Source organism: Limnothrix sp. PR1529, assembly GCF_002742025.1.
Taxonomy (GTDB): Bacteria; Cyanobacteriota; Cyanobacteriia; order CACIAM-69d; family CACIAM-69d; genus CACIAM-69d.
The window spans coordinates 1-12,378 of sequence record NZ_LIRO01000043.1 but is presented as its reverse complement, the minus strand read 5'-3'; the positions used below and the strand labels follow the sequence as shown (position 1 = coordinate 12,378).

General features: G+C 59.0%; 10 protein-coding genes and 1 pseudogene. 5 read left to right on the top strand and 6 right to left on the bottom strand.

The features are described from left to right. Nucleotides 1-791 (top strand): annotated as a pseudogene (locus AMR42_RS20300) (peptidase C14); the annotation flags it as partial. A 61-nt stretch (nucleotides 792-852) separates the two neighbouring features. On the opposite strand, the gene AMR42_RS07105 reads toward AMR42_RS20300, so the two are convergent. Continuing rightward, nucleotides 853-1,632: a photosystem II S4 domain protein gene (locus tag AMR42_RS07105; RefSeq protein ID WP_099532766.1), complete on the bottom strand. Its 780-nt coding sequence runs from the start codon at nucleotides 1,630-1,632 to the stop codon at nucleotides 853-855. Between the two features lie 177 nt (nucleotides 1,633-1,809). Here AMR42_RS07105 and AMR42_RS07100 point away from each other — a divergent pair, with 177 nt between their 5' ends. From AMR42_RS07100 to AMR42_RS07090, 3 genes are all read left to right on the top strand, one after another. Then, nucleotides 1,810-2,328 carry an Npun_F5560 family protein gene (locus AMR42_RS07100; protein WP_099532763.1) on the top strand — a complete coding sequence of 173 codons (519 nt, stop codon included), beginning with the start codon at nucleotides 1,810-1,812 and terminating at the stop codon, nucleotides 2,326-2,328. Further along, the gene (locus tag AMR42_RS07095) at nucleotides 2,325-3,020 is read left to right on the top strand and encodes a hypothetical protein (RefSeq protein ID WP_099532762.1); all 696 of its coding nucleotides are present in this window, start codon (nucleotides 2,325-2,327) and stop codon (nucleotides 3,018-3,020) included. The genes AMR42_RS07100 and AMR42_RS07095 overlap by 4 nt, the downstream gene beginning before the upstream one ends. Nucleotides 3,021-3,252: 232 nt before the next feature. Continuing rightward, on the top strand, nucleotides 3,253-4,431 hold the full coding sequence (locus AMR42_RS07090; RefSeq protein ID WP_099532761.1) for a bifunctional sterol desaturase/short chain dehydrogenase: 1,179 nt from the start codon (nucleotides 3,253-3,255) through the stop codon (nucleotides 4,429-4,431). Nucleotides 4,432-4,541: 110 nt separating this feature from the next. On the opposite strand, the gene AMR42_RS07085 is transcribed toward AMR42_RS07090, so the two are convergent. From AMR42_RS07085 to AMR42_RS07070, 4 genes are all read right to left on the bottom strand, one after another. Then, nucleotides 4,542-6,389 carry a hypothetical protein gene (locus tag AMR42_RS07085; RefSeq protein WP_099532760.1) on the bottom strand — a complete coding sequence of 616 codons (1,848 nt, stop codon included), beginning with the start codon at nucleotides 6,387-6,389 and terminating at the stop codon, nucleotides 4,542-4,544. Further along, nucleotides 6,386-7,162 (bottom strand): hypothetical protein, encoded by a 777-nt coding sequence (locus AMR42_RS07080; RefSeq protein WP_099532759.1) that lies wholly within the window; start codon nucleotides 7,160-7,162, stop codon nucleotides 6,386-6,388. Before AMR42_RS07080 ends, AMR42_RS07085 begins: the two co-directional genes overlap by 4 nt. 55 nt (nucleotides 7,163-7,217) lie before the next feature. Continuing rightward, complete coding sequence (locus AMR42_RS07075; RefSeq protein WP_099532758.1) at nucleotides 7,218-8,192, bottom strand: hypothetical protein; 975 nt, start codon at nucleotides 8,190-8,192, stop codon at nucleotides 7,218-7,220. Between the two features lie 215 nt (nucleotides 8,193-8,407). Next, complete coding sequence (locus AMR42_RS07070) at nucleotides 8,408-9,484, bottom strand: DMT family transporter (protein WP_099532757.1); 1,077 nt, start codon at nucleotides 9,482-9,484, stop codon at nucleotides 8,408-8,410. 93 nt (nucleotides 9,485-9,577) lie between these two features. Here AMR42_RS07070 and sppA point away from each other — a divergent pair, with 93 nt between their 5' ends. After that, a complete protein-coding gene (gene sppA / locus AMR42_RS07065) occupies nucleotides 9,578-10,420 on the top strand; it encodes a signal peptide peptidase SppA (RefSeq protein WP_099532756.1) in 843 nt (280 codons plus the stop codon). A 332-nt stretch (nucleotides 10,421-10,752) separates the two neighbouring features. On the opposite strand, the gene dxr is transcribed toward sppA, so the two are convergent. Further along, nucleotides 10,753-11,925: a 1-deoxy-D-xylulose-5-phosphate reductoisomerase gene (gene dxr / locus AMR42_RS07060; RefSeq protein ID WP_099532765.1), complete on the bottom strand. Its 1,173-nt coding sequence runs from the start codon at nucleotides 11,923-11,925 to the stop codon at nucleotides 10,753-10,755. Between the last annotated feature and the right edge of the window lie 453 nt (nucleotides 11,926-12,378).

The window sequence follows — 12,378 nt, the reverse complement described above, 5'->3', positions numbered from 1 at the left end:
CTACCCCGCTGCCCGCGCCGGCCAATGGGGCATCGCCCCCCACCGGCTCCCGGACGTTGCCGCCGCCGGAACCTAGCCCTTTGGCGAGTCCTCAGCCTGCTCCCGTTGCTCAGTCGGGGTTGCCTAGCCCAAAACCCAGTCCCCCAGTCAGTCCTAACCCCAGCCCCGCGCCGCCGGCCGCCAGTCCTGCCGGGGTGAACCAATTGAACTTGGCACGGATCCCGATCGGGACGAATCAGGCTTCGGAATTTGGCAAAGCAATTTTGCGGGCCCGAGAAATCAAACCGGGAGATCCGGGCTACGGTCAAGCCCAGCAGGCGATCGACCGCTGGAGCCGGGTCATTTTGGACTTGGCCAAGGGGCGGGCCCTCAATGGTGACTTTGGCGGGGCGATCGCGGCGGCCAAAATTGTTGCGCCCGATCGGGGTGAGGTGTACCAAGAGGCGCGCAGCTCGATCGCCCAATGGCAAACCCTCCAGCAGCAACAGGCCAACAATCGCGCCATTTTGCAAAAAGCCGCCGGTCAAATTCGGCTTAATCAAGCCTCCAGCTATAATCGGGCGATCGACCTGGCCCGCAGCGTGCCCGTGAACCAACCGGGATATCCCGCCGCCCGCGACCAAATCAATCTTTGGAGCCAAGAAATTCTCAAAATTGCCCAAGGTCGCGCCAATGCCAACCAACTGGCCGCCGCCATCCAAACGGCCAGCCTAGTGCCGCCCAACACGGCGGCCTATGCCAGCGCCCAACAGGCGATCGCCCAATGGAAAAAACGCGCTCCCGCCCGCTAATGGATGTTTGGAAGATGCCCTAAAAATATGCAATCGGGAAGGCAGCGATCGCGATACCCCCCTAAACAAATCGCGTGAGCTGCACCCGATAGCGATCTTTCTTGGTGGTGGCAATTTCCCCGATCGAGAGGCGGCCCTTGCCCGCCAACACCACCAAATCCCCCGATTTCAGCAAATGGCTGGGGCTGGTGATGTCTTTCCAGTTCACCCGCACATCGCCCCCGGAAATTGCTTCCGCCATTTTGCTGCGGGAGATGCCAAACCCGGCGGAGGCGATCGCGTCTAGGCGCAAAGAAGCCTCCACCGTCGTCATTTCCTTTTTCTTGGGTTCACGAACCTTCAGTTCACTAAGGGGAATGGCGCGGGTTTTCACCGGCACTGATCGCACTTGAGTGAGGTTCAGTTCCAAAAACTCCACCACCTCCGGCGCAACCAGGGCTTGGGCCCCACGTTCCCCCTGCACCAACAAATCGCCCACCTTGTCGCGCACCAGCCCCGTCCCCAACAGGGCCCCCAAAAAGTCCCGATGGGTGGCCGGGTCAAACAAAAAATTCCCGGCAATTTCCAAGGCCGCCACCTCGATCGCGTCTGTGATCAGCGGCAATTCCGATCGGGCAAAGGCCACCCGCTGCCGTTCCGCTTGGGGATAGCCCCCCCAAGGCATGAACACCACTTCCGCCAAGCCACTGAAGACGGTTTGGATATCGGCAATTTCCGGCGGTGACAGAAAATCGCTCACGGCCGGTTCCCAGGTTTTTAGGCTCTGGTCTGCCAGGTCGATCGCCCGGGCGATCGTTTCTCGGTGGGTTGCACGTTTCAGCAGGGTTTCGCGAGGTAGCACGGTCTTTTTGAAGTCAGCGTTGGAGTCAGCGGATGCGGCCAAAACAGCAAAAACAGCGAATCAAAACCAGCGCAGCCAAGACCGCCTGTTGATTAGCCCTAGCTGTTCAAGCCAATCTTGGGTTAAAAAATACGGTAGCGTTGTCCATACGATTATTAACCCCATCCCATTGCCGTGATGCAAGCCGACGGATTGAACGGTCAAGCAGCCCCAGCGGAAATTGCCCGCTTGCGTGATGAACTGCAAATGCGCGATCGCTTGGTACAGCAGCTTTCGCAGGAACTGTTCCGCTTGGTGAAGGGCAATGCGGGCCTGGTGCCCACCTCCGACCAGCCAGAGCGCCATCAGGCGGAATTGCAGGCCCTGCGCGATCGGGTGCGGGAAGTGGAAGAACAGGTGGGTTTTTATCAAGATCAATTGGCCGATCGAGACGCGGAAATCTACCAATTACGCCAGTCAGTGCAAGAACTGGGCGATCGCAGCCGGATGCTGGAGCAAACGATTCAGGAATTGCCCAACGTCTATCGCTCCAAGTTTGAAGACCGCCTGAGCGCCATCAAAGAGCGCGTGAGCCAACTGCAACAGGAAAACCGCAACCTACAGGCAGAATTGCAAAGCGTCAGCTATCGACTCGCGGTCAGCAGTCGTCGCCCCGGCAGTCTTGACCTCCCCGAATTTGCCGGCGAAACTCCATGACCTGTCTAAGAGTTTGGATCGATCGGGCGGATTTGCTGGCCGCTGGGGATTGGTTGTCGGTGGCGCTCGATCGATTGAAGTCCGTGGCGGTTGACCTACGGCTTGACCCGCAGATCGTTGTGGTGGGTGATGAAACTCCTTTGCCCGGCGGCCCGGGGGCGATCGACTGTCCCCTAACGTTACGAATCCTGGAGGACGATCGCTTTCCGGCGGACTGGGTTCACCGTTCCACCTGGGTGACCTGCGCGGCGGCCGAGAGCTTGCGATCGCGGGTGACGGCGGAATTAGACTGGCCCAACGGCGAGGGGCAGTTGTGGCTACCCCTGATCGTGACCGCCAAGGGGCCTCTGTATGGTGAAGCGATCGCCCTCGATGCGGAATCTGGCTCAGCGGAATCTGGCTCAACGGGTCAGTTCCTTCAGCCCCATCACCTGTCCGATCGCGATCGACAGGCGGCCTATCGGCTGGGCTTTGAGCTAATGAATTGGCTCCGGCTTCCGCCCGGTTTGTATTTGATGCAATTCGGGTTCGATCGCCCGGACAAAGATCCAAATCCCGTCTATTTCGATCGGCTGTTGCCTTTTCCGGCGGCCCCCGCGATCGCCAGCATTGGAGTCCAAACGCCCGACCTGTTTGAGTGCCATCTCCGTTGTTTGCTGCATCAGCCGCTCCGGGAAGTCGCTATTCTATAGCCATTGTCGTTAGCTGATTGACGCTTGGGCTGATTGACGATTGGTGCAATTCAGTTCAATTCAATGCAGCTCAATTCAACTCAATTCAACAAACTGCCTCCTAGCCCCGCGAACTGGGCGATCGAGTCCTTCCCAATTCTGGGCAATCGATCGCCAGGTTGAACCTGATCCCATGGCAATTCAACTTTGAACCGTTTTGAGCATCTGTAGCTGGGCTAAGTAGAACCAAATCATGAACGCAGAGGGATTCGTACAACTGAGTTGGGCGATCGGCTCGATCGTCCTGGCCGAAATCGTGCGCGATTTTTATCATGTGGCCGGCCACTATTGGGAACCGCTCCAACGGGCCCACAACATGCACCACAAGGTCTATCGCCGTGACCTAACCATCAGCAGCCTTGATGCCTATTACAAAGCTCAATTGGCCAACGATGCGCCCGAAGCGGCCACCATGGCTTCGGTGGTGGGACTGACGGCGGCGGTGTCGGGTCAGTGGGGAATGTGGCTGGGTTGCATCTATTCCCTGGGTTTTTTGGCCACGGCGATCGCCCGATCGCGCGGCTACCTGATGGAAACCGACCTAACCCACAAGGCGGGTGACCTGGATAGCAACCCCTCCGTCTGGACGGTGAATCGCACCTACCATTGGCGACACCATTTTGATTCGGGCAATGCCTATTACTGTGGGTCTTTGACGTTTGTGGATAAGCTGCTGGGCACAGCCCTGTCCCTGAAGGGCAAAACAATCGCGATTACCGGGGCATCGGGCAGCATGGGCCGGGCCCTGATTGCCGTGTTGCAAAGCCGAGGGGCGAGGTTGGTGGCCCTGACAACGCGCGAAGGAACCACCTTTGAGGGCAATGTGCGGGTGGTCACTTGGCGATCGGGCGAAGAGGCGGCCCTGCGCGAAACCCTGGCCAATGTGGATATTTTGATCATCAACCATGGGGTGAATCAGGGCGATCGCTCGGCGGCGGCCGTGGCCCAAGCGCTGGAGGTGAACACCCTGTCCGCTTGGCGGTTGATGGAACTATTTTTTGAGACGGTCACCAAGTCGGAACACCGGGCCCTGAAGGAAGTTTGGGTCAACACCTCCGAAGCGGAAGTGAACCCGGCGTTTAGCCCCCTGTATGAGCTATCGAAACGGGCGATCGGGGATTTGATCACCCTGCGGCGCTTGGATGCGCCCTGTGTGGTGCGGAAGCTGATTCTTGGCCCGTTCAAGAGCGATCTCAATCCGATCGGGATTATGTCGGCGGGGTGGGTTGCACGGGCGATTGTGGCCTTGGCGGAACGGGATGTGCGCAACATCATCGTGACGATCAATCCCTTGACCTATCTGCTCTTTCCGATCAAAGAGTTGGCAAAATCGCTCTACTTCCGTGCCTTCGCCAAGCCCGATCGCGCCTAGGTTGCTGCTTGAAAACCCCCATCTAGCCTGATCGCCAACTGATGGTCAAATGCTGGCCGGGTCGATCGACCCCGTTCACCCGATCAGCATAATTGGGGCTAAAGGGTAAATCAAGAAGCCGCTTCGGTGCATTGGTAGTGGCGTAAACGATAGCCTGTGGGTCGGCGGCGGTCCTTCGCTCGCTTGCACCCATAGGCTTCCAAGTCCAAGGCGGGCGACAGGTCAACTGTCCACAGGTCAAAGGGGCGGGCCTGCTGCTGAATCACTTGGGCTAAGGGAGCCTGGCCATCGGCCCGATCGCTCGCCTCTTGCAGCATTAAAAATTGCGGGGCGAATTGGGGCGAATTTGGGGACTGGGCCGGGCGCTGACGGGTTGGTGGCGCTTGTCGTCGTTGCCACTCGTAGGCGATCGCCACCGTGCCGCGAATTTCGGCATAGGTTTCAATGTGACTGACGAGCAAGGGGGTATGGGTCGATCGCCCTTCGATTTGATCCCACAGCCGATCGACCTGCCGCGACTTCAAAAAGCCCCAATTGTTGGCCACCGCCAAGCTCCCCAACAGACTGACGACCAGGATCGCGACCATGGCCGATCGTCCCGACCCCTGCCACCGCCCGATCGAAAGGGGAGCGCGATCGGCCGATCGCTGACCCAGAGCCAACCCCACCCCCAAAACCACCAGTGGGAAATGCACAAACTGATATCGGGGAGCGACGCTGAGGTCACCCCGATCGCTGTAAATCGACAGCAGCATGAGCACCAACGGCCCCACAACCCCAATGCTGATCGCCCACCACAGCGGCGCAGGACGGGCCAAACCCGATCGCCAAACGGGCCCAATTATCCGCAGCAGCAATCCCAAAACGGCCAACAGGGCGATCGCGCTGCCCAGGATCACCGGCAGGGGCTGCTGTTCCACCGGCAGTAACACCACCATGGTTGCCAACCAAGCCAGCAATCGCAGGGGCGGCAAGAACCATTCCGCCGGATTCAGATCCTCCCGAATCCAAGCGGTGAGTTCACTTTCGGAGGCTCCCGCCATGGCCGGCAACCAAGCGGCCGCCAGGGCGATTTGGGCCAGCGCAATCACCCCCATCACGCGCCAGGGCCGTCCCCGAAGGATTGACCACCCCTGTGATCGCCCTTGGCTCCAAGCTAACCAGCCGATCGCCAGCCCCTGGGCCGCAATCCCCAACAGACAAAAATAGTGAGTAGCCAGGCTGAGGCTATTCCCCAGCACCCAGGCAATTCCCAAGCCCCAACCGGGCGATCGCCCCTGCTGCAACCGATGAACGGCTCCGAAGGTGGCGGCCCAAGTGCCGATCGCCCACAGAATCGCTAGGGTGTAGTGTCGGGCCTCTTGGGCCATGGCCACCCCATAGGGCGACAGGGCCAACAGGGCCGCCACCCCGTGGGCCATCCAAAGGGCCGCCACAGGCCGATCGGTGGGCTGTGGGGTTGCTGCGCCGTCTTGGGGGGGAACCAGGTGACCCGCCAGCCATTGGGCAAGCCAGAATCCGGCGGGAATTGCCAAACAACCCAACAGGGCACTGAGCGATCGCGCCGTGGCCAAGTCCACCAAACCACCTGCCGGGGTGAGCGCCCTCAGCCAGCCATGCATCAACCCAAAAAAGAGGGGCGGATGGGTGCTTTGGGCCGCTAAACGGGCGATCGTTTCATCCAGCCCCACGGTGGGTTGCACTCGCAAGGGTTCCAAGAGTTCCGCCAAGCTGACCAGCCGATCGAGCGGCAAATGATCAAACCCGTTGCCCAGCCCGAACCCGATCGAGGCCACTTCAATGCTGGATGGCGGCTTGCCCCCCAAATTCCAAAACCGCACCAGGGCCCCCAGCAATGTCCATCCCAGGACGGCCCACCCCGATCGCCAAAAAGCAACCTGTCCGATCGCCCCGAGCCTGGTTGAGGAGCCTTGCGGGCCGCGCCATTTGCCAATCATGGCTGCTGAGGATCCTGGGGATCCCGTCGATCGCCCAGAGTTCGATCGCCCAAAGTTCGATCGCCCAGAGTTCGATCGCCCAAATCGAGCACCAAGGAAAATTTCCCCGACCAGGATCCCAAATGCACCAACAGCGCCCACAAAAACAGGGTGGTTCCCAGCATTTCCGCCACCTCTTCCACCACCGTCAGCAGGGCATAGGTCAGGTTTTGTTGCCCCTGATCGGCGGAATAGGCTCCGCCCACCATCTCCATCAGCAACGCCCCCGAAACATACAAACAGCCCGCCAACAGCGATCGACCGCGTAACTTGGGGGGGAGCTGTCGCCAGAAGGGCCAAAATCGCCAAGCTCCCCAACCCACGGCGATCGCCGCCGGAATCACCCAAATTTGCTTCAAAAAGCCCGGTAACCCTGCCCATTTCGCCAAATCGGGCAAGATCAAAATTTCATGGATGCTGAACCACTCATCCAGGGCCAAAAAGGTGAAAATGCCACCCAACAGCCGCCAGGAGGGGGCCCAGCGATCGCCCAAGGCGGCCGCTCGCTGGCCGATCGCCCGGAGCAACAGGGCACAGCCCCCTAACAAACCCGTGGAAAACAACGAGGGCAGGTTGTATTCCCGATCGAGGTTAAACAGCCTTGTCCAGCCTTCGCGATAGCCAAAGGCATATTTTGCCACCTGCACCGCCGTTCCCGCCAGGGTCAACAGCACCACCGCGACCAACAACCAACCCAGCACCCGCCGCGCCGACAGGGCAACTTTCAACTCCATTACCGCATATCGCCCGATCGCGACCAGAGAGGGCCCCCAATTATAGGCAAGTGCGCTAGGGTTGCGGCTCCAGGGTCATTTCTAAGTTACCGGTCATCAGGGCCGTGCCCACGCCGGGTAACCCTTCCATTTCCGATCGCACCTTCAGGGACAAATTCGATTGGGTGGGAACCACACGGTTGAAGTTCATCTGAATTTGACCCGAACCATTGGCCTGATACGACCGTAGGGAAGGGGCTTGCTCCGGGGCCAGGCCGGGAATGGTGAGTTTTTGGGGTGGAGCCGTCTGCTCAGCGGTCACGTTCAACACCACCCGATCGGGCGTGATTTCCACCACCTGATAAACCGCTCGCTGCTGAATTCGCAGCCCCCCGGATTCAATTTCCGTGACACTTTGCCAGCGCCCTCCCACCCCGATCGGCTCGGCGGGAAATTCGATGTTGCTGTTGCGAATCGATTCGGTCATTTGGCCAAGGCTGGCCTGCAAGGGGGCCGAAAGCTCGCCGTCCGCCAGCACATTCACCTTTGACAGTTTTCCCCGATCGTCCCCCTCCACCTGAATTTGAATTCGCTCCAGTTCTCGGGCGGTGCTGTCCATGGCCGGCTGCACGAAGGACATTTCCGGCGGTGCAATCATTTCGATCTTGGGATAGCGCAGGGTGTAGCTCACTTGGCCATCGCTGGCCGCCTGATTGATGGTGATTTCCGTCAGCAGGCGCATTTCCGGCACGGGCATCGGCATCGGCTGTTGGCCCGCCAGGGTCAGTTGCATTTGGCTTTTCATCACCAATAATGATCGCTGCTGATCGCCCTGCTGAAGGCGCAACCGCAAGGACTGCCGATCGCCCTGACCCGTTTCTAGCAGGGTGATTTGCGGTGGGGCAATTTGTGTTTGCAGCGTCATTTCCGAGCGAGCGGAGCCGGTGCTCTCTGGGGCGGCGGGGGTGTTTGCCCAGGCGGCGGGAGCGGTGATCGGCGCGATCGCCATCAACAATCCCAGCGCACGTCCTTGCCAGCGCGATCGAGCCATGGTGTTTTTCCTGGTGTGAAATTTTGATTGGAATGATTTGAAGTCAGGGCGCGAGATTTCGATCTCAACGGCGGGGATGGGCACGACTCTGAAACCCGTTTCCACCATAGCAACCGACTTCAGGGAACAGTCGGCGGTTCCGGTGGCTCGCTATTCTTTGTCTATTCGTGGCGTTGATTTTCCTGAATGCTTGGATTCTTGTTGATTCGAGTCGATCAAGGGGACTCTTTGGACGACACCTCGATCGGGATGGGAGCCAACTTGGGATGAATTGATCGCAACTTCTGGGTAATCACCGCCCGCTGATTCACCAGGTAAATGCTAACCAGCGTCAGCAAAACACTCGCCGTTTGCACCGTGCTGAGCACTTCCCCCAAAAACCAATTGCCAAACAGGAGGGCAAACACCGGCGTGAGAAAGGTCAAAGCGCTGAGGCTGGTGAGGTTGCCCTTGGAGGCAAAAAAGAAAAAGACCCCATAGGAAACCGCGCTGCCAAAGAGGGTGGAATAGCCGATCGACCCCCAATCGGCCAGGGTCAAGCCTTGCCATTGGTTCACCTCAAATGCTGCCGACAGCCCAAACAGGGGCATTCCGCCAAAGACCATGTGCCAACCCGTGGCCACCACCGGATCCACATACTGGCTCATCGGCCGCACCATCACCGTCCCGATCGCCATGGACAGGGCCGCCAACAGCATCCACCAAAAGCCACTGCCCCAGAGGTTATTCAGCAAGGCCGCTAGCCCCTGCCCGATCGCCCCGGAATCCCAGCCGATCGCCCCGTTTTGCCAGAGCGCTTGCCAGGCCGTGCCGTTCAACAACTGCAAAATCCATTCATCGGGCAGCCCCACACCGGCAATGCCCACCACCCCCAACAGCAGCCCCAACCAACCGAGGGGCCCGATCTGCTCCCGATAGAGCCAGCGGGCCATCAGGGCCACCGCCAGGGGCTGTGAGTCAATGGTCACCGAGCCTAGCCCAGCTCCCGTGCGGGCCAAGCCTTGGGCCAAGAATCCTTGGAACAGGGCCCCATCCACCAGGGCAAAGGCCGCCACCCAGGCCCACCCGACCCAACTGATCGGTTTGAGGCGATCGGTCAGGGCCGCCACCCCCAAAATCAACAACCCCGCTGGCACCAGCCGCAACCCCGCCAGGAAGAAGGGTGTGGTGTGGTCAAGGGTGCCTTTCATGGCCACCATGGCTGTGCCCCAAAAGAAAAAGGGCGAAATCAGCAGCAGCCACCCCCACCAGGATTGCAGCGATGATTGGGGATTGACGGGTTGGGCGGTCATGGCTGGGATCAATCACTTGATCAATAACTTTAAGAAATATTAACTAAACCCTAGAATTGTATCCACTCCTTTGGTGTCGAGACGGCAATTCCCATGTGGCCTTTCAAGCCCAATACTCGTAAACAACTCGCGCGCATTGAAATCTCCGGGGCGATCGCCGGGGGCACTCGTCAACGGGTGCTGAAGGCCCTGAAGGTGGTGAAAGAGCGCAAATATCCCGGTTTGCTGCTGCGAATCGATAGCCCTGGCGGTACGGTGGGAGATTCTCAGGAAATCTACAGCGCTCTGAAAGAATTGGGCGAAACCACCAAGATCGTGGCCAGTTTTGGCAATATTTCCGCGTCCGGTGGGGTCTACATCGGCATGGGGGCGCACCAGATTGTGGCGAACCCCGGCACTATCACCGGCAGCATCGGCGTAATTATCCGAGGCAACAACATTGAATCCTTGCTGGATAAGGTGGGGGTTTCCTTCAAGGTGATTAAGTCCGGGCCCTATAAGGACATCCTGGCGTTCGATCGCCCCATGAGCGACGAAGAACGCCAAATCCTGCAATCCCTGATTGACAGCAGCTATCACCAGTTTGTGCAGACCGTGGCCCAATCGCGAAATTTGCCGCCGGAAACGGTGCGCAGCTTTGCCGATGGGCGAATTTTTACCGGAGAGCAGGCGAAGGAATTGGGCTTAATCGATCGCCTGGGCACGGAAGAGGATGCCCGCCGCTGGTTGGCAGACTTGACCAAGCTGGATCCGGAGAAGGTGGTGGTGCAAACGATCGAGGAGCGCAAACCCCCCTTAGCCCGGTTGCTGAATTCCGATGGCCCCATCCAGGGGCCGATCGGCCCCTGGATGGGGCCTCAGGTCGATCGGGCCCTCAGCACCCTGGACTTTGAACTGGCCACGAACGGTGTTCCCCTCTGGCTCTATCGCCCCTAGACGCACGGCATCCTGGGCGCACAACCGTGAATCCTCCATGCCAAATCGCAATCCGGGTAGGGGCGCACCGCCTTGCATTCGCTTCAACTTAAGCTGTTTTAACCGCGAAAATGGCTGATTCCCTCATCCCCCAGCCCCTTCTCCCAAGTCGGGAGAAGGGGAGTCAGAATAGCCCCTCTCCCGCTCTGGGAGAGGGGTTGGGGTGAGGGCAACCCGAGAGTCGCTAGAACGACAATTTCGTTAAGTTGAAGCCAGTGACCGCCTTGCGCCCTCCGGTTACGTCCCAATTACGCCCCAAGTCATTACCGAAAGTCATTACCGAAACAAGCGGGTTAGGCGATCGCCGCCGTTTGCAAATCCAACACCGTTTGGCGGGCCCAGCGATCGGCCTCCAGGATGTCTTCCAAGGTCGGCTGGGTTCGATTGTCTGCCCGGTGGCGATCGCAAGCCTTTTCAATCAGCTTTGGAATATCCAGGAAATGCACCTTTTCCTCCAGGAACAGGGCCACCGCCTGCTCATTGGCCGCATTCAACACCGCTGGCATGGATCCGCCGGCTCGACCCGCCGCATAGGCCAAATCCATGCAGGGATATTTCGCGCGATCGGGCGCACGGAACGTTAAATCGCCCGCCTTCACCAAATCCAACGTTTCCCAATTCGTATAAATCCGCTCCGGGTAGGACAAGGCATAGAGCAACGGCAGCCGCATATCTGGCCAACCCAACTGAGCCAACACCGATGTATCTTGCAGCTCAATCAGCGAGTGAATAATGCTTTGGGGATGAATCACGATATCAATGCCGTCATAGTCCATCCCAAACAGGAAATGGGCCTCAATCACCTCCAACCCCTTGTTCATCAGGGTGGCTGAATCCACCGTGATCTTGCGGCCCATCGACCAGTTGGGATGCTTCAGTGCATCGGCCACCGTCACTTGCGCCAGCCGCTCCACCGGCCAATCCCGGAAGGCCCCACCCGAAGCCGTCAGCAAAATGCGACGGAGGCCCCCCTGAGGTACGCCTTGCAGGCACTGGAAAATGGCGGAATGCTCAGAATCGGCCGGCAACAGCTTCACCCCGTGCTTTTGCACCAGGGGCAACACCACCGGGCCACCCGCAATCAGGGTTTCCTTATTCGCCAAGGCGATATCTTTCCCCGCTTCGATCGCCGCGATCGTGGGCAGCAACCCGGCACAGCCCACAATCCCCGTGACCACCACCTCCGAATCCCCGTAGCCTGCCACCTCCACGATGCCCGCTTCTCCGGTCACCAGTTGGGGTTGGGGATCTAAATCCGCGATCGCCCCTTGCAGTTCCGCCAACTTGCTCCCATCCCGCAACGCCACAATTTCGGGCCGAAACTGTCGCACCTGTTCCGCCAATAGGGTCACATTGCTGCCCGCCGCCAGACCCACCACCCGGAATCGATCGGGATATTGGGACACAATATCCAGGGTTTGGGTTCCAATCGAGCCGGTGGAACCCAGAAGAGTAATTGCTTTCACGGTTTCTAAACCCATTTCTTTGAAACTCATTTCTTTGAAACTCATTGATTTTGGAATGGCCCGTTGCGGTGGATGGCTGTTATTTTGAATGGCTGCGGGTGGGTTACTGTGGGGGCTGCTGGGGCGTTGAGCAGATTCCTCCCAATATTAGGATGGTGTGCGCCAGGGGCGATCGCTCGTGTTCTCATGCTCGATAGATGTCCCCGATCTATGTCAAAAAAGGGGGGAATCGATCGCAAAATTCATCCCTCTGCGATTCATCCTCAACGGCGCGAGAGGCTCGGCAATATGCCACGCTTTAGGGGCAAGCCCAACCCGTGACCTCGATGCTGGGCCTTGCCGTTTTTGTGCCATTGCCCGCCTTGCCGCTCGTTTTATCAAACTCCGCATCTTCACAACCCTGCCCTTGTTGCCATGTTGAGCCGTCCCGATTCCAACCCCACGCCCCCACCC